This is a genomic window from Rhizobium sp. Leaf453, from assembly GCF_001425605.1.
Lineage (GTDB): Bacteria > Pseudomonadota > Alphaproteobacteria > Rhizobiales > Rhizobiaceae > Pararhizobium.
In genome coordinates, this window is the sequence record NZ_LMRG01000026.1 from 232536 (window position 1) to 249770 (window position 17235).

At 60.3% G+C, this 17235-nt stretch carries 13 protein-coding genes; 1 reads left to right on the plus strand and 12 read right to left on the minus strand.

The window, feature by feature from the left end:
• Positions 1-293: 293 nt before the first annotated feature.
• From ASG68_RS22585 to ASG68_RS22615, 7 genes are all read right to left on the minus strand, one after another.
• Positions 294-3134 (minus strand): valine--tRNA ligase, encoded by a 2841-nt coding sequence (locus tag ASG68_RS22585; protein WP_062585647.1) that lies wholly within the window; start codon positions 3132-3134, stop codon positions 294-296.
• Positions 3135-3259: 125 nt separating this feature from the next.
• Complete coding sequence (locus tag ASG68_RS22590; protein WP_062585645.1) at positions 3260-4144, minus strand: PopZ family protein; 885 nt, start codon at positions 4142-4144, stop codon at positions 3260-3262.
• Between the two features lie 217 nt (positions 4145-4361).
• On the minus strand, positions 4362-5768 hold the full coding sequence (locus ASG68_RS22595; RefSeq protein WP_062585855.1) for a TolC family outer membrane protein: 1407 nt from the start codon (positions 5766-5768) through the stop codon (positions 4362-4364).
• 280 nt (positions 5769-6048) lie between these two features.
• Complete coding sequence (locus ASG68_RS22600; protein WP_062585853.1) at positions 6049-6711, minus strand: protein-L-isoaspartate O-methyltransferase family protein; 663 nt, start codon at positions 6709-6711, stop codon at positions 6049-6051.
• Positions 6712-6986: 275 nt separating this feature from the next.
• Positions 6987-7412 (minus strand): TonB system transport protein ExbD, encoded by a 426-nt coding sequence (gene exbD / locus ASG68_RS22605; protein ID WP_062610196.1) that lies wholly within the window; start codon positions 7410-7412, stop codon positions 6987-6989.
• A 4-nt stretch (positions 7413-7416) separates the two neighbouring features.
• Entirely contained in the window at positions 7417-8454 is a 1038-nt protein-coding gene (gene exbB, locus ASG68_RS22610) for a tonB-system energizer ExbB (protein WP_062585642.1), read from the minus strand.
• A gap of 216 nt (positions 8455-8670) precedes the next feature.
• Positions 8671-11118, minus strand: a complete 2448-nt coding sequence (locus ASG68_RS22615) for a ComEC/Rec2 family competence protein (protein WP_244484312.1) — start codon at positions 11116-11118, stop codon at positions 8671-8673.
• Positions 11119-11457: 339 nt separating this feature from the next.
• Here ASG68_RS22615 and gltA point away from each other — a divergent pair, with 339 nt between their 5' ends.
• Positions 11458-12747 carry a citrate synthase gene (gene gltA / locus ASG68_RS22620; RefSeq protein ID WP_062585640.1) on the plus strand — a complete coding sequence of 430 codons (1290 nt, stop codon included), beginning with the start codon at positions 11458-11460 and terminating at the stop codon, positions 12745-12747.
• 30 nt (positions 12748-12777) lie between these two features.
• Here the strand turns inward: gltA and lpxB are convergent, their stop codons facing one another.
• From lpxB to lpxD, 5 genes are read right to left on the minus strand one after another with little or no spacing between them, the layout of a single operon-like run.
• Positions 12778-13962 carry a lipid-A-disaccharide synthase gene (gene lpxB / locus ASG68_RS22625; protein ID WP_062585637.1) on the minus strand — a complete coding sequence of 395 codons (1185 nt, stop codon included), beginning with the start codon at positions 13960-13962 and terminating at the stop codon, positions 12778-12780.
• Positions 13959-14840: an LpxI family protein gene (locus tag ASG68_RS22630; RefSeq protein WP_062585635.1), complete on the minus strand. Its 882-nt coding sequence runs from the start codon at positions 14838-14840 to the stop codon at positions 13959-13961. The genes lpxB and ASG68_RS22630 overlap by 4 nt, the downstream gene beginning before the upstream one ends.
• Before the next feature lie 5 nt (positions 14841-14845).
• The gene (lpxA, locus tag ASG68_RS22635) at positions 14846-15658 is read right to left on the minus strand and encodes an acyl-ACP--UDP-N-acetylglucosamine O-acyltransferase (RefSeq protein ID WP_156373659.1); all 813 of its coding nucleotides are present in this window, start codon (positions 15656-15658) and stop codon (positions 14846-14848) included.
• Between the two features lie 2 nt (positions 15659-15660).
• Positions 15661-16128, minus strand: coding sequence for a 3-hydroxyacyl-ACP dehydratase FabZ (gene fabZ / locus ASG68_RS22640; protein ID WP_062585630.1), 468 nt, complete (start codon positions 16126-16128; stop codon positions 15661-15663).
• A complete protein-coding gene (gene lpxD, locus ASG68_RS22645; protein WP_062585628.1) occupies positions 16121-17197 on the minus strand; it encodes a UDP-3-O-(3-hydroxymyristoyl)glucosamine N-acyltransferase in 1077 nt (358 codons plus the stop codon). Before lpxD ends, fabZ begins: the two co-directional genes overlap by 8 nt.
• Positions 17198-17235 lie beyond the last annotated feature (38 nt).

Below are 17235 nucleotides of genomic sequence, written 5' to 3' on the forward strand. Positions count from 1 at the left end.
TTTAGAAACAAATTAAAAAAAAATTCCACAAAACTGCCAAAGTGTCACTTCGACACAACAATGTCGCTTTTTGCAATGCCTGCCTCTTTAAATGAGCATTTCCGTACGTAACCGGACGGATACGGCAAATTGCTGCGGCAATCGGGATTCCGCAAGAGAATCAGAAATAAACTCAGCATTGCGCCGACATGCGAAACAACCCGATTATGCGTGTATTTTCAAACAAAAAAAGCAATCGGCCTGCAACGGCCGATTGCTCTTCATTTTACGACACTTTCGAGAAAGCTGACGGGTCAGCCGGCTTCCGAAATCCGTGCGAGGGCAACGTTCAGTGATGCCTTCTGGCCATCGAGTTCAGCCAGACGCTCACGCTCTGCCTCGACCACATCGGGCCGCGCGTTGGCCACGAACTTTTCGTTCGACAGCTTGCCGAGGATGCGTTCCCGCTCCTGGTTGACCTTGCCGAGCGCCTTTTCAAGGCGCGAGGTTTCGGCGGCCAGATCGATCAGGGCACCGAGCGGCAGGCACACGGTTGCCTCGCCGACAACGATCTGCGCGCTCCCCTTCGGCGCGGTCGCAGCCAGGTCAATTGCATCGACGCGCGCCAAGCGACGAATTGCAGCCGCATGCCGTTCCAGCCTCTCCTTGGTCAGGTGGCTCGCCTCGACAACAACGAGCGGTGCGACCGCAGCGGGCGGAACGTTCATTTCCGAACGTACCGAGCGGATGCCGGAGACGAGATCGATCAGCCAGTTGATTTCGCTGGCCGCGGTGTCATCGGCGTAGGAAGCAGACGGCCATTCAGCATGGCACAGCAAGCCCTCACGCGCCTGACCTTCGGCCACCGTCTGCGCCCACAGTTCCTCCGTCATGAATGGCATGAAGGGGTGCAGCAGCTTGTAGGTCTCATCGAGGATATAGGCGACGCAAGCGCGCGATTCCGTCTTGGCAGCCTCGTCCTCGCCGCTGAAGACCGGCTTCAGCAGTTCCAGATACCAATCGCAAACCTGGTTCCAGACGAAACGATAGAGGTCACCGGCCGCTTCATTGAAGCGATAACCTTCAATCGCTTCCGTCACATCGCGGATGGTCCGCGACAGTTCCGTCAGTATCCAGCGATTGATCGTCAGCGAGGCAGTTTCCGGGACAAATTTCGGATCGATCGCGACGCCGTTCATGCCGGCAAAGCGCGTTGCGTTCCAGAGCTTGGTGCCGAAATTCCGGTAACCCGCGATACGGGCCGGATCGAGCTTCACGTCCCTGCCCTGCGCCGCCATGATCGCCAGCGTGAATCGCAACGAATCCGCGCCATACTCATCGATCAGGTCCAACGGATCGATGACGTTGCCCTTCGACTTCGACATCTTGGCACCGTTCTTGTCGCGAACGAGCGCATGAACATAGACAGTATGGAACGGCTCGACCGGCGTCCCATCCGTGTCCTTCATGAAATGCAGGCCCATCATCATCATCCGGGCGACCCAGAAGAAGATGATGTCGAAGCCGGTGACGAGAACGTCGGTCTGGTAATACTTGTCCAGTTCCGGTGTCTTGTCCGGCCAACCGAGCGTCGAGAACGGCCAGAGCGCCGACGAGAACCAGGTGTCGAGCACATCCTCGTCACGCGTCAGGATGTCGCCCGGCGCAAAGTTTTCGAGCTTCTCCTCGACCCAGGCCTTCCAAGGCCCTTCATGGGCAATGTAATGCTGGATGGCGGCGTGCAACGCGTCTTCCTCGGTCTTCTCGACGAATACCTGGCCATCGGGACCATACCAGGCCGGGATTTGATGACCCCACCAGAGCTGGCGCGAAACGCACCAGGGCTGGATGTTTTCCATCCATTCGAAATAGGTCTTTTCCCAGTTCTTCGGGACGAAATTGGTCCGGCCTTCGCGAACGGACGCAATCGCGGGCTTGGCCAGCGTCGCGGCATCGACATACCATTGCTCGGTCAGGCGCGGCTCGATAGGGACCCCGCCACGGTCGCCATGCGGAACCGTGTGCTTGTGCGGCTCGACCTTGTCGAGCAGGCCACGCTCCTCAAACATGGCAACGATCGCCTTGCGGGCCGCAAAACGTTCGAGATTGTCGAGTGCCGAGATGACGGATTCGAGTTCGTTCGTTGCCGGCAGGCCTTCGAGGAAATCCTCGTTGCCGGCGAGTGTGATATGACCATCGATGGTCAGGATGTTGACCTGGCGCAGATGACGGCGCTTGCCGACGTCGAAGTCGTTGAAGTCATGCGCCGGCGTCATCTTGACCGCGCCGGTACCGGCGGTCGGATCCGGATATTCGTCAGCAACGATCGGAATAAGGCGGCCAACCAGCGGCAGCACAACGTGCTTGCCGACGATCGCCTTGTAGCGTTCGTCATCGGGATGAACGGCAACACCGGTATCGCCCAGCATGGTTTCGGGGCGCGTCGTCGCGACAACGAGATAATCGCGGGTTTCCCATTCCGTCGCCTTGCCGTCCGCGTCAAACGCGATCGGATGCTGATAGGTGACACCCTCTTCCAGCGGATAGCGCAGGTGCCAGAGGTTGCCCGCCATCTCGACCTGCTCGACCTCGAGATCAGAAATCGCGGTCAGGAGCTTCGGGTCCCAGTTAACGAGACGCTTGTCCTTGTAGATCAGGCCTTCCTTGTAGAGCGAAACGAAGACTTCGAGGACTGCCTTCGACAGGCCCTCGTCCATCGTGAAGCGCTCGCGCGACCAGTCGCAGGAAGCACCGAGACGCTTCAGCTGGTTGAAGATCAGGCCGCCGGATTCCGCCTTCCATTCCCACACTTGATCGATGAAGGCTTCGCGGCCCATTTCGCGGCGAGGGAGCTGGCGCTCCATCAGCTTGCGCTCGACAACCATCTGGGTGGCGATGCCGGCATGGTCCATACCCGGCTGCCAGAGAACATCCTTGCCGCGCATGCGCTCGAAGCGGACCATGATGTCCTGCAGCGTGTTGTTCAGCGCGTGGCCCATATGCAGCGAACCGGTAACGTTCGGCGGCGGGATGACGATGCAGAAGCTGTCTGCGCCAGGTTTTGCCCCAGCGCCGGCGCGGAAGGCGTCCTCGTCATCCCAGATCTTGGCGATGCGCGGTTCGACAGCGGCGGAATCATAGGTTTTTTCAAGCATTCTGGAGCCAAACTTGCTGGTTGATATCGGTGGTTTGTAAATCGGAACGAGGCATTGGTGTCAACAATAACAACAAAAAAGCCGCCAGTGTGTCGCTGGCGGCTTTGAAGGGGAAAATGCGCAGCCTACCGCCGTGGCCCGCGCGCAACGCGCTCGATTTCCTCGCGCACGAGGCGCTCGACGAGGGTCGGCAGGTTATCATCAAGCCATTCCTGCAGCATCGGGCGCAGCATGTCCTCGGCGATTTCGTCGAAGGAGCGACGCGCGCTGCTGTCGATGGCAAGCGCGAGGTCACCGAAGGAACGAGCAACCTGCTCGCCGACAGCCGGCGAAACGATGGCAGCGACGTCCTTTCCGGCAACGATTGCCGCCGGCTGGCTCTGCGCCTCGACGTGCTCCGGAGCAAGAGACGGCTGTGCGATAGGGGCTTCGATCTTTTCGACGATCGCAGCACTCGGCTGCGCCGTCGCCGTTGCGATCGGCGTGCTAACCGGCTCCGCCTTCACCTCAACCTGCGCAACCGACTGCTGCGACACTGGCGCTGGCGCCATGCGGGCCGTCACGGTCGGGCTTTCGATCTTCGGGCGCTGTAAGGTGGCGCTTTCCGGCTCGCGCAACGGCAGGGAATGCCGTTCGGACGCGGCGCGCACGCGGGCTGCGACATCAGCAAGGGAGAGCGGCGGTGTCGATGCGGCAACAACCGGCTTTTCGATCTCCGGCTGCGGTTCGCGCGCCACGATCGGCGCGGCTTGCGCGTGCTGCTGGACTTCAGCTTCGAACTCGGCCACAAGCGCGTCGTCGTCGATGGTCAGGTGGATATCGTCCGCGGCCTCGGCATCGTAAGCGTGCTCATCATAGGAACGGTCGTTGCGATAGCCGTCTTCCGGGGCAGGACCGAGATCGTTGGCCGGAAAGCCGGGAAGGCCTGGCTCGTTGCTTTCGATGATCTTGCGAATGGAGGCGAGAATTTCGTCCATCGAAGGTTCGCGCGCTACATTGGGCTGTGCCATGAATATCCCCGTTTCTGCGGTCGCATTGGATCGAAAGGTTTGCCGCGCAGTCGATGCGGACTGTATGCGAGTTCGGCGCCGAACAAAACGCCGCGAATCATCTACTCGGATTCTTGCACAGATTTGTTCGATCCGTCACCCGTCACCCTTGCAAACGCAAAGGCGCCGCCTCGGTAGCGAGCCACTTTCGCGATGATGTGACTGAAACGGAGTTGGTTCAGCGGCCATCCACGGTGCGCAGGCCGAACCAGGCATCCTTGACGGCCTCATAGTGCTCTTCCGAGCGATATTCCGCCACTTGGAGCCCTTGGCTTTTGATCGTCAGGTTTCCCATTGCCGCGAGCAGCGAATAGCTGGCGACCACCGCATTGCGCTGCGACGTCACGAGGGACTCCTCCGCAACCAGCACGCTTTGCTGTGCGTCAAGCACATCGAGCGTCGTCCGCTGACCAACCTTACGCTCCTCAATGACACCCTCCAGCGCCATGTTGGCGGCGCTCACCTGCGCCTTGTTGGCGGCGATTGATGCAATAGCCCCTTCCAGCTGTGCATGGGCCGTCACGATCGTCTGCTGAACCTCGGCGCGGGCGGAATCCACGAGAATGCGCTGCTGCCCCAACCGTTCCTTGGCCTGACGAATCTGACCGTATTCGGCGCCACCCTGATAGATCGGAATTTCCAGGCGAGCCGTGATCGCGGCGCTGGCCGTGTCCGTGCCACCGGTGCGGTCTGTCGTATTACGCGACACGCTGCCCTGCACCACGACACCGGGCAGCATCGTGCCCTCGGCCGATTTCACCCGATAACCGGCCGCATCGACATTGTACTGCGCGGCCGCAATCGTCGGGTTGTCACGCAGACCGGAGGCAACAGCCTGATCAAGGCTCTTGGGCATCGCTTTCGATGCGTTTGCCGGCTGCTTGACCGCCTTCGGCATGTCGCCGACGATCTGCACGTAAACGGCTTCGCTCTGCTTCAATTGGGATACGGCATTCGCAAGAATGGCCTGCGCCTGTGCCAGTTCGGCTTCGGCCTGGCTGACGTCGGTGCGTGTCCCCTCTCCCACGTCAAGGCGCGACTTCGCGGCGTTCAGCTGTTCCTTCAGGAAGGCAAGGTTACGCTTGCGGATCGACACGACCCGCTGGTCACGGGCGATATTCGCATAGGATTGGGCGGCGGCAAGAAGAATGGAAATCTCGTTCGCCTTCAAGGTCTCGCGACTTGAAAATACATTCGCTTCGGCAGCCCGAACGTTGTTGAGCGTCTGAAAGCCATCGAAAATCTGCTGGGTGATCGTGATGGTCGCGAGACCGGTCCGCACCTGCTCGGCAACGAGTGGCGTCCCGCGGCGCGGAAAGGCGAAGTTGGGAAATGCCTCTGTGCCGAGATGCGTCGCCGTGCCCTGCAGTGCCGCAGAAATCTGCGGACGATAGCCGGATTTCGCAATCGCCACGCCTTCATCCGTTGCCCGCAGGCCGGCGCGAACGGCGTTGAGATCCGGATTGTTCTTGTAAGCCTTGGCCATGGCATCGAAAATCGTGTCGGCAGAAACGACGGAAGGTGTCAGCCACAGAACTGAAGAAAGGGCGACCGCCACAGCCGCTTTATGCAGAATCGACACAATCACTACTCCGGTACGGAAGCCGGCATCACCAGACCTTCCCAAATTCGGCAAAGCCGCGGCGCTCCAAAACCGCGTCTGGCTGCGTGCATTCCACGATACAGGCACAGGCCCGCATTCAATCGTCCGCAGCCTCTCTTTGAAGCCGGTATTTCAAGCCACGACAACTGGATGAGCGGCCCATTGCCGCCCATGAACCGGAGAAACGGACATCACGTTGCCATTTCGCAACAATGCAATTTACACGATATAAATCAAATATTGAGCCCTCACTAGGAGGACCTTAGAATACGAATTCACGCGCGACGCGGAAGCCCGGCAGAGGCTTGACGGCCGTGTTGAACGCCAGCCGTTCCGAGGTCTTGCCGGCTTCGCGTGTATAGACGCGGGCGCGCGATGCGTTGCCGAAGCCGACCACAGCAACCAGACGACCACCGTCCTTGAGCTGGTCGAGAAGAGTTGCCGGGACAGTCTCGACGGCACCGTTGACGAAGATCACGTCATACGGTGCACCCGAGGCATGTCCGGCTTCCAGATTGCCGGTCACCACTTCGACATTGCCATAGCCCAGACGGCCAAGCGTCGCGGTTGCTTCGGCGGCAAGTGCCGCGTCGCTTTCGATGGCAACGACGGAAGCGGCAAGCGAAGAAAGAATCGCCGAGGTGTAACCGGTGCCGGCACCGATCTCGAGCACCCTGTCGCCACCGGTAATCGTCGCGAGCTGCAGCAGCTTCGCCATCGGCGACGGCTCCATCAGGTAACGACGGCCCTCGGTCGCGCCGGACAGTTCGACGTCCGTGTCGATATAGGCAAGCGGCTTCATCGCCGCAGGCACGAACTCTTCGCGCGGAACCGACATGAAGGCCGACAGGACGGTATGGGACGTGACGTCCGTCGTCCGAATCTGGTTGTCGACCATCTTGATGCGTGCTGCTTCGAAATTCATCTTGCCTGACCTCATGATCCGGATCGTCGTCCGGTTTGCGCGCATTGCCTTGCGCCGGATATGGCCAAGCTCATAAATCCGCGCATCAGCCGTTTCAAGCTATGGAATGCAGTTCTCGCAAAAAAGCAAGCTTCGCAACGCTGGTCGCACCGGTTCGAATATGGTTGCCAAGAATATTCGGGGGATATTCCGTCCGCTCCGATAGCATGCCCTGAACGAAAAACGGTCAGGCGCACAAAGTCCTGATCGTTAAGACCAAAGGCTGAACCGGTTGTTCAGCCTGAGGGCGCCGCCTCCAGGCCAACCAGCCCGATTTTCGTATAGCCCGCCCGCTGGATGAGATTCATGACCGTCATCAACTCACTGTAATCGACGGCCTTGTCGGCGCGCAGCAGGATGCGAGTCTGCGTGTTGCCTTCGGTCATCTTGTTGAGTTCGCCGACAAAATTGTCGCGGTTGGTTTCATCATTGCCGAGAGCAAGCGTCAAATCCGCCTTCAGGGTGACGAAAACCGGCTTGTCGTCACGCTTGGCAGGGGTTGCCGCCGATTGCGGCAGATCGACTTTCATGTCGACGGTCGCAAGCGGCGCCGCCACCATGAAGATGATCAGAAGGACGAGCATGACGTCGATGAAAGGCGTGACGTTGATTTCGCTGTTTTCGTCGAGATCGCCGGCACCTTCGCTGATTTTGCTGGCCATGGTCTTATCCGATCCGTGCGATGCCGGCGTCCGAATGCGCATGGCCATCAGCCTTGCGCGGCGCGATCCGGCGGGCCTGACGGAAGTCGAGGTCGCGGCTGACGACACGCTCGACGGCGGCCGAGGCATCCGCCAGGATCAGGCGATACCCGGCAATCGAGCGGGCGAAATAGTTGTAGATGACGACGGCGGGGATAGCCGCGACGAGGCCGATGGCGGTTGCCAACAACGCCTCGGCAATACCCGGGGCGACGATGGCCAGATTGGTGGTCTGCGCCTGGCTGATGCCGATGAAGGAGTTCATGATCCCCCAGACAGTACCGAACAGACCGACAAACGGGGAAATCGAGCCGATCGTCGCCAGCACGCCGGTGCCGCCGGCGATGCTCTTCCCGGCGCGGGCTTCAATACGCGAGACCTGGGATGCAACGCGCTCCTTGACACCCTGCGTCGAGACCACATCGAGAACAGCTTCGGACTTGGACAGTTCGTCGCTGGCGGCTTCGATCATCTGTGCCGCCGGCCCCTTCTTGGCGGCAAACGAAGCCCGCACGTCACGCAGGACGACGGCGTCGGTGAGAGCCCTTACGGCGCGCCGGGCCGCACGCTTTGCGGCAGAAAGTTCAAATATCTTGACCAGCAGGATCGCCCAGGTCGCGACCGATGCCAGTGCAAGCGCGGTCATCACGCCCTTCACGACGATATCGGCAGCCATGAACATGCCCATCGGCGACAGATCGTGCGGCAGAACCGGATTGGCGGCGGCTTGACCATCGCCCTGCTCGCCCTGAGCGGCAGGCGTGACGTCCGTTGCCGCGTCGGCAGGGGCTGCCTGTGTCGTCGCATCGGCGGGCGCAGTTTGCGTGGCCGTCTGGGCTGGAGCAGCCTGCGTTACGCCATCTGTCGTCACAGCCGCAGCGGGTTGCTGAACTTCGCTGCCGGCAGGAGCCTGCGTTTCCTGCGCGTGAAGCGCTCCGGCATTCGAGACCGCAAGCAGCACGGCCGCAAGCATGATCAATTTCGGCATAGCCCGGTTCGGCATGACCTCGTCCTTACCTATCAATCGCCCGGCTGCCCTTGGGAGAAGAGAGACCGTGAACACGCAAATCCTGAATTCGAAAGCCAGCATAAAGCGAACGGCCTCGACAAATGCGGCTTCATAAGACGAGTATGACCGAAAGACAAGGATTTGTGGAGTTATTTAATCAAGAATAACAGAATGCGGCTGCATTACCCATGGGAATCAGACAAAAATCGCTCAATCCGCGATCGTGGTGTCATCGAATCGACCGCTCCGCCAATCGTAGATGCGGTGACGAGCCCATGGACGACGCAACTGCTTCTCGGCCGAGATCAGCCACATTCCAACTTTACCTGTGTTGGTCGGCGGCTTTGCGTGAATCTCAACCGCACCGGAACGCCGCAGGCTTTGGCCGCTGAACAGCGTCGCACCGGACCGGCAGGTCAAAAAGCGCAGCATCGCCGGCGTGACAACGATGTCGGCCTCGTCGCAGGCAACACCGATAAAACGTGCATCATCCACCGTGATGATCTGCCACCCTTGGCTGGTCGTTGCAGCACAAATCTGCTTGGGCACGCAGGCGAAACGCCCAGGGGCGGAAGCCGCCAGAAGCTGGCGGATGGCGGCACGCGCGGCATCCTTGTCGATAGGCGGCCTATCGATTTTTGCTCCGGCGGTTTGCGCCATTTCTGGCTCCCCCGCCTCCGCATCCTTGAGAGCGAGATCGGCACGCTGCTTCGGCTTGTGATGATCGTCCAGATGAAGCGCACGCTGCCATTGCGAGAAGATGAAATCCGGCGGCTGGACGCGGGTGCTTGCCGCCGCACTTCCATCGATCATCGCAACCAGACGCCCGTCCTCGGCAATCACCAATACCGGTCGCGGCACGTCGCCTGCCCAGCCGACGACAAGCCCGATTGCGACAACGCACAGGCCCGAAACCGCAAGCCATGTCCTGAGGAGACAGGCCAGCACTCCGCCAGCCGCAATCAGCAGGAAGGCCGTCTCGGGAACCCGGCCGGTCGTCACCTGTCCGCCCCAGGACGAGACCATTGTGGCGATGGCGATCATCCATTCGATCCCCTTTCCCATCACCAGCAGCGGATAATGATCCAGCCCGAAAGGCATCAACAGCATGGCAAGCAGCGCGAATGGCATGACGAGAATGCTGATGACCGGCATGGCCAGCACGTTGCCGATCAGACCGTACGCCGCGAGGTTATGAAAATGGCCGGCAGAATAGATCATCGTCGACATGCCGCCGATGAATGAACTGAGCAACAGGCCGGCAAAGAATGCGCCGACGATTTTCAGCCCTTTCATCCGGGGATTCGCCGGCAGGAGATCGCGGTCGGGCCGTTCACGCCAATACGCATAACCCGCCACCAGCGCCCGCGTGGCAGCGAAGGACATCTGAAACCCCGGACCTGTCACCGCCGAGGGCGTCACCACCAGGATAATGATCGCCGAGAGTGCGACGTTGCGCAGACTGATCGATGGCCGGTCGAAGAAGACGGCAACGAGCATGATCGAAATCATGATCCAGGAGCGCACGGCGGAGACGGCTCCACCCGAGATCAGAATATAGAAGAAGACCATGACCAAGGCGCCGGCGGCCGCCAGCTTCTTGATCGGGAATCGGTGCGCCAGCCCCGGAACAAGGCTGAGCAGCGTTCGAGCACCGATCAGGAAGGTGCCGGCCGCCAGCACCATGTTGAGCCCGGAGATCGCCAGGACATGCGCCAGTCCTGCTTCGCGCAACGCCTCGATCGTCGGACGGCTGATGGCGCGCTCTTCTGCCGTCACCAGCGCTGCAGCAATCGCCCCGGCATCGCCGCCGATCGTTCCGCGAATCCGCGCTCCGATGGTTTCACGCCAGCGGGCGATTGTGTCAGCCACCTCGGCACGCAGGCGATCAGCCCAGCCCTTGTCGAAACCTTCAGGGGCGGCGATGGCTTTTGGCTTCCCATAAAAGTAGCCGACGGCGCCAATCCCCTTGAAGTAGCTGTCGAAGGCAAAATCGTTCAACCCGGCGAGCGCCGCGCCCGACGGGGGCGACAACCTTGCCCTGCCCTCGATACCGTCCCCGATCGGGATCGCTACGTCCCGGTTGCGCGAAAGGAGCGTGACCATCTCGGGTGGTCTCTTCAGTTTCGGATCGGCTGTCCCGGAAACAGCGACCGTATAGCGCCAATAGCCCTTGTCCGTCGTTTCCCGTCCCGTGACAGTCCCACGCACCATGGTCGTGACCGGCGTATCGAGCAGCACCGTGTCCATGCGCGCCGTTTCCCAGGCAGCGAGCATCATCCCGCCGACAAACAAAGCAGAAACTTGCGCTGCTATGCGCCAGACGCCGGGGGAGTGCCTTAGAAGGGTCGCTGCCATGATAAAAACGCAGAGCAGCAGTGCAAGTTTGAAAAGACCCGGCGTTTCGGGCAGTGAAAACCAGACGAGCGCACCCGCTCCGAGAAACACGGGAGCAAAGAGAAACGGATGACCGAAAGCCCGCTCCTGCTCCACCGCATCGCTGATCGCACCACGCCAGTGCGTTCGTAGTCGCTGCTGACGGGTCAGGATGGCGCGATGGAAAACCTCGGATTTTCGGGGTTTGTGCAGCGTTTCGGGGATAAGCAGCGCGCCTTCCCCCGCATCCGCGAGCGCACCGCGAAAGCGGCTGCGTGACACCAAAACTGGCTCCTGCCCCTCTTGCATGAATGCCGTTCCATCAGCCCCTGCCCGCAGTCAGTTTGCAACCCGACGAGAGCGAATGCAACCGTCGAGTTATACGCCTAAAAAAGCGGCAAGACTTTCATTTTCCTGATGGAAGTGCCGGATGAACCATCGATTATGGCATTGGACTTATTGGCTGAACGTGCAATTATTGCATTGCCATATGCCTAATTTTGCGTCGCACCATTTGCCTTTGGTTCAACTTGGCAGTTGTCATTAAATCGGATAGCAAATGGTCGGCGTTAATATCTGCGGCATAATTGTGTGCCAATTTGCTGCAAACGGAGGATCCCCATGACAGGAAAAAGCGCAGTTGTGACGGTCGACGGAAAATCGGTGGACTTACCGGTTCGATCGGGGTCGATCGGTCCGGATGTCGTCGATATCGGCACGCTCTACAAACAGACTGGCCAGTTTACGTATGACCCGGGTTTCACATCGACCGCGTCGTGCGAATCCAAGATTACCTATATTGACGGTGACCAGGGCGTGTTGCTGCACCGCGGTTATCCGATCGAGCAGTTGGCTGAGCATGGCGACTTCCTTGAAGTCTGCTATCTCCTGCTCTACGGCGAACTGCCCACCAAGGCACAGAAGCTCGACTTCGACCACCGAGTTACCCATCACACGATGGTGCACGAGCAGATGTCGCGCTTCTTCACCGGCTTCCGCCGCGACGCGCATCCGATGGCCGTCATGTGCGGCTGTGTCGGCGCACTGTCGGCCTTCTATCACGACTCGACCGACATCACCGATCCGCACCAGCGCATGGTAGCGTCGTTGCGCATGATCGCCAAGATGCCGACGCTCGCCGCCATGGCCTACAAGTACCATATCGGCCAGCCCTTCGTTTACCCGAAGAACGATCTCGACTATGCGTCGAACTTCCTGCGCATGTGCTTCGCCGTGCCGTGCGAAGATTATGTCGTCAATCCGGTTCTGGCTCGCGCCATGGACCGCATCTTCATCCTGCACGCCGACCACGAGCAGAACGCCTCGACCTCTACGGTTCGCCTTGCCGGTTCGTCGGGTGCCAACCCGTTTGCCTGTATCGCCGCCGGGATCGCCTGCCTCTGGGGCCCTGCCCACGGCGGCGCCAATGAAGCGGCGCTGAACATGCTCGCCGAAATCGGCACGGTCGACCGTATCCCAGAATATGTCGCCAAGGCCAAGGACAAGAACGATCCGTTCCGCCTGATGGGCTTCGGTCACCGCGTCTACAAGAACTACGACCCGCGCGCCAAGATCATGCAAAAAACGACGCATGAAGTTTTGGCCGAACTCGGTCACAAGGACGATCCGCTCTTGGAAGTGGCCATGGAACTGGAGCGTATCGCTCTGACCGACAGCTACTTCATCGAGAAGAAGCTCTACCCGAACATCGACTTCTATTCGGGCATCACACTGAAGGCGCTGGGCTTCCCCACGACCATGTTCACCGTTCTCTTCGCTCTTGCCCGCACCGTCGGCTGGATTGCGCAGTGGAACGAAATGATCGAGGATCCGGATCAGCGCATCGGCCGCCCGCGTCAGCTCTATATCGGCGAGACGGAACGCGATTACATCCCGGTTTCGAAGCGTTAAGCTCGAAGATCACCTATTGAAAAAGCCCGGTCAGAAATGGCCGGGCTTTTTTTCGTTGAGGACCTGAAGGACGATACGTGCCGCCGACTCACCGGGCGGCCTCTCCGTCGCCATGCGCTGCCAGACGGTACGGAACCCCTCCAGCATCGCTTCGCGCTCCGGCGTTGCCGCCGTCAATCGCTCCATCCAGCGTGACAGCGCGCCTGGCTTGATGGCCTCGTTCAGGTATTCCGGAACGACCGGATAATCGGCCACCAGATTGGGTATCGCCGCTGTCCAGATCTTGATCCGCTTGTGCATCAATCGGATGATCCAATCGGCCTTGTATGTGGAGATAACCGGGATGCCGCACAGGCCGAGTTCCAGAATCACCGTGCCGGACGCCGCCATCGCCGCATCCGCTGCCGCAAAGGCCTGCCATTTGGCGGCGGCGCCGACGGTGATCGCCGGCTTGACCGACCAGGACGCGGTGATCTCCCGAACAAGGGCTTCCTGCTTCGGAACTGTCGGAAGCAGGAAGCGAATACCGGGATGCCGAGCCCGCAATTCCGTTGCAGTTTCACCGAAATCCGGAAGAAGTCGCCTGATCTCGCTGCCGCGCGAGCCCGGGAGAAGCAGACAGGTCGCTGTATCCGCAGTCAGATTGCCATACTGCCTTGCGATCTGTTGTTTCCGCACCGAAAGCACATTGGCATCACTTGCCAGCCGATGGCCGACATAGGTCGTCGGCGGTCCGCCGAGGCGCTTCATCACCTCCGGCTCGAACGGCAGGACAGCGAGGACATGGTCGACATAAGGCCGCATCTTGACGGCCCGTTCCTCTTTCCACGCCCAGACGCTAGGGCAGACATAATTGACGATCGGCAGTTCCGGCAGTGACTTGCGCACGAGACGCGCAACACGGTGCGTAAAATCGGGACTGTCGATGATGAGCAGGATATCGGGCTTTGCCGCGACGATGGCGGCAGCGGTCTGGCGGATCCGCAGGATAAGTTTCGGCAGGCGCCCCAGCACTTGGGAGATACCCATGATCGACAGTTCGGAATAGTCGAAGAGGGAAACGAGGCCTTCCGCTTCGAGCCCTTCGCCGCCGACGCCGGCGAGGGACAGCTCGCTATCGACAAGCGGCCGCAGCGACTTGACGAGATCGGCGCCGAGAAGGTCGCCGGAAACTTCACCGGCGATGACAGCGAGCTTCAGCGGTCGGTCGCTCATCGCCCGCCCCGCAGCAGTTCCCGGTCGATGCCGGTAATGAACAACCCCGCCTCGTCGGCAAGCCGGATCATTTCGTCACGCTCCAGGACCAGTGCCCTGCCTGCTTCCACGGCGATACCGGCAAGGCCCGCAGCCTTCGCCCCCTTTATGGTCGATGGCCCGACAGATGGCAGATCGGCGCGCAGATCCTGCTGCGGTTTGCACAGTTTGACCAGAACACCCTTGCGACGGCTGGAGATGCGTCCATCCGCCTTCAGCTTGCCCACGCGCTCCAGCATGGCGTCGGTGCCCTCTGGCCCTTCCAGCGCAACGACTCGTCCGCCGACGGCGACAGCGCCCTGCCCAACATCGAGATGACCGAGCGCGATGGCTGCCGCCTCAGCAGCCTCGATATCCGCCAGATCTTCCGTTCCGGGCGCATAACGACCCAGAGTTCCGATCTCAGCCAGAAGCTCAGGAACGATCTCTTGGACGCCGATAACACGCGCGCCATTGGTTTCAATCAGTTCGATCGCCATTTTCAAAACGGCATCGTCCCCGCCTGAAAGCAGCGTGCTGAGCACGCTTGGCACTTTCGTCAGACTCCTGAGCGTCGGCTTGATATCGCGCCAGTCCGGACGGCGGCGGACAGCCCCCGACATCACGACACGACCGATCCCGGCCTCGCGAAAAACGCCGCTGATCGCCTTGAAATTGCCGATCCCGAGCGTCGCATGATCGAAGGAAGACCAATCGCGCTCAGATTCATTGGCGAGCGCGATGATGAAGGGATTTTCGCCGTGAAGCTTGGCCGCCTGCGCGACGTGCAACGGTAGCAGGCCGCCGCCAGCGATGATCGCCAGCCGGTCTTTGGTGTCTGGCCGGCTGTCTAAGCTCATTTGCCTCAGCCCTTGCTGCCCCGTGTCGGTGATGACAGGGCGCGATCACTCTCGGCAGCGATGAAATCGAGAATTTCAACGGCTGGCGGGCAATCGGCATAATCGTCGCGGATCGCGGCAGCATTCGCGCGGATCGATTCCGAACCCTCGAAGATCTGCTTGTAGGCACGGCGCACGGCGTGGATAACCGGTTTTTCGATGCCGGAGCGGCTCATGCCAACGACGTTGAGACCACCAAGCAGGCCCGGATTGCCATTCAGCATGCCATAGGGAATGACATCATAGGCGACAGCGGACAGTCCGCCGATGAAGGCCTGGCGACCGATGCGGGTGAACTGATGCACCGCCGAACCGCCGCCAAGAATGGCACGATCACCGACCGTGACATGACCGGCCAGCATGACGTTGTTCGACAAGATGATGTTGTTGCCGAGACGGCAATCATGCGCGACATGCGAATAGGCGAGGAACAGGTTGTTGTCGCCGACGATCGTCGTGCCACCATGCTCGACCGTGCCGGTGTTCATCGTCACACCTTCGCGGATCGTGCAGTTTTCACCGATCACGAGGGTCGTATCGACAGCGCTGTGGTGCACGCTCTGCGAATCTCCGCCGATGACGGCCGAGGGGAAGATCTTCGTACCCTTGCCGACCGTCGTTCGGCCAAGAATGACGACATGGCTGATGAGTTCGACATTGTCTGCGAGTGTCACCTTCGGCCCGATATGGCAGAAGGGGCCGACAACGACGTTGTCGCCGATCACCGCTCCGTCTTCAATGACCGAAAGCGGATGAATCTTCGCAGTGGAGGCAATCATGGTCAGGCGTCTTCCTTGCTGATAATCATCGCGCCGATATCAGCTTCTGCGACAAGTTGCCCGTCAACTTTTGCATCACAATGAAACTTCCAGATATTGCCGCGCTGCTTCTGCTTGACGACATGGAACTCGACACGGTCGCCCGGCACGACCGGCTTGCGGAATCGGGCGTTATCGATCGTCATGAAATAGACGAGATTGCTGCCATCGCCGGTCTTGCGCGCGCAGATCGCACCCGCTGTCTGCGCCATGCCCTCGATCAGGAGAACGCCCGGCATGATCGGCTGCTCTGGGAAATGCCCGGTGAAATGCGGTTCGTTGGCGGTAACATTCTTGATGCCGATCGCCGAGTTGTCGCCATCGATCTCGATGATCCGGTCCACCAGCAGGAACGGATAGCGATGCGGAAGCAGCTTCAGGATTTCCCTGATATCGGCCGTACCGAGAACGGCGGTTCCTGCTTCACTCATCATTGCCTCCCGATTTCTTCTGCCTGTTATGTGCCCGTGCGGTCATTTCCGCCACGTCTCTCAAAAAGTCGCGCATGGGGCGCGCCGGTATGCCGCCGTAGCGTTCTCCGGGCGGAACGTCCGCCGCGACACCACTCATTGCGGCGATCTGCGCCCTGTCGCCGATCGTGATATGACCATTTATCGCGGCTGCGCCGCCGATCAAGACGCCATCGCCGATGCGCGTGCTACCGGCGATGCCGACCTGCGCGGCAATGCCGCAATGACGGCCGACGCGAACATTGTGGCCAAGCTGAACCATATTGTCGATTTTCGTGCCTTCACCGACCACAGTGTCGTCCATCGCGCCGCGGTCGATTGTTGTATTGGCGCCGATCTCGACACGGTCCTGCAGGATGACGCGACCGATCTGCACAATCTTGATCATGCCGCCGCGCGGACCCGGCGCATTCCCGAAGCCATCCTGACCGATGCGTGCACCGGGATGAATGATGACCTCGTTGCCGACGAGCGCATAGAGAACGCTGGCCCCGGTCGAAATAGTGCAATCACGCCCGATCCTGACCCCCGGGCCGATGACGGCACCCGCCGCAATACGCGTCCCTGAACCGATATGGGCACCCGCACCGATGACAGCCGTCGCCTCGACTTCGACATCGCCCTCGATCTGCGCGGTCGGATCGACAAAAGCCGCCGGGGAAATGCCCGAAGAACCCGACAGATTCTGGACCGGACGCATGGCCTGCGGATGCAGGATCGACCCCGCCAGCGCAAACGCCGTATGCGCCTGATGCGCATTCGCGGTCAAGAGAACGGGGATATGGGAAGGAACGAGCGACGCAATCGTCTTGTCGCAGATGATAGCCGTCGCCTGACAGGTCGCTAGTTCATCGCGGCTCTTGCGGGACAACATATAGCATATATCGCCCTCCTTCGCCCGGTAGACGGGCGAAACTGACCGGGCGAGCCGGTCAGCAAGCATCTTGTCTTCGAGCGACGCACCAATCTGGTCCGCCAGATCACTCAGGCGAACCCCATCATGTGGTGGGAAGAACCAATTATTTTCCATGCTCAACCCCAGAACAGTTTTGGCAGGCAGTTCTGGAC

Excerpts from the sequence above, each read along its gene's own strand:
- exbD (WP_062610196.1), bottom strand. The coding sequence starts at position 7,412 with ATGGCCAGCAAAATCAGCGAAGGTGCCGGCGATCTCGACGAAAACAGC.
- lpxB (WP_062585637.1), bottom strand. The coding sequence starts at position 13,962 with ATGAGCGACCGACCGCTGAAGCTCGCTGTCATCGCCGGTGAAGTTTCC.
- ASG68_RS22630 (WP_062585635.1), bottom strand. The coding sequence starts at position 14,840 with ATGAGCTTAGACAGCCGGCCAGACACCAAAGACCGGCTGGCGATCATC.
- ASG68_RS22585 (WP_062585647.1), bottom strand. The coding sequence starts at position 3,134 with ATGCTTGAAAAAACCTATGATTCCGCCGCTGTCGAACCGCGCATCGCC.
- fabZ (WP_062585630.1), bottom strand. The coding sequence starts at position 16,128 with ATGAGTGAAGCAGGAACCGCCGTTCTCGGTACGGCCGATATCAGGGAA.
- exbB (WP_062585642.1), bottom strand. The coding sequence starts at position 8,454 with ATGCCGAACCGGGCTATGCCGAAATTGATCATGCTTGCGGCCGTGCTG.
- ASG68_RS22600 (WP_062585853.1), bottom strand. The coding sequence starts at position 6,711 with ATGAATTTCGAAGCAGCACGCATCAAGATGGTCGACAACCAGATTCGG.
- gltA (WP_062585640.1), top strand. The coding sequence starts at position 11,458 with ATGACAGGAAAAAGCGCAGTTGTGACGGTCGACGGAAAATCGGTGGAC.
- lpxA (WP_156373659.1), bottom strand. The coding sequence starts at position 15,658 with ATGATTGCCTCCACTGCGAAGATTCATCCGCTTTCGGTCATTGAAGAC.
- lpxD (WP_062585628.1), bottom strand. The coding sequence starts at position 17,197 with ATGGAAAATAATTGGTTCTTCCCACCACATGATGGGGTTCGCCTGAGT.
- ASG68_RS22590 (WP_062585645.1), bottom strand. The coding sequence starts at position 4,144 with ATGGCACAGCCCAATGTAGCGCGCGAACCTTCGATGGACGAAATTCTC.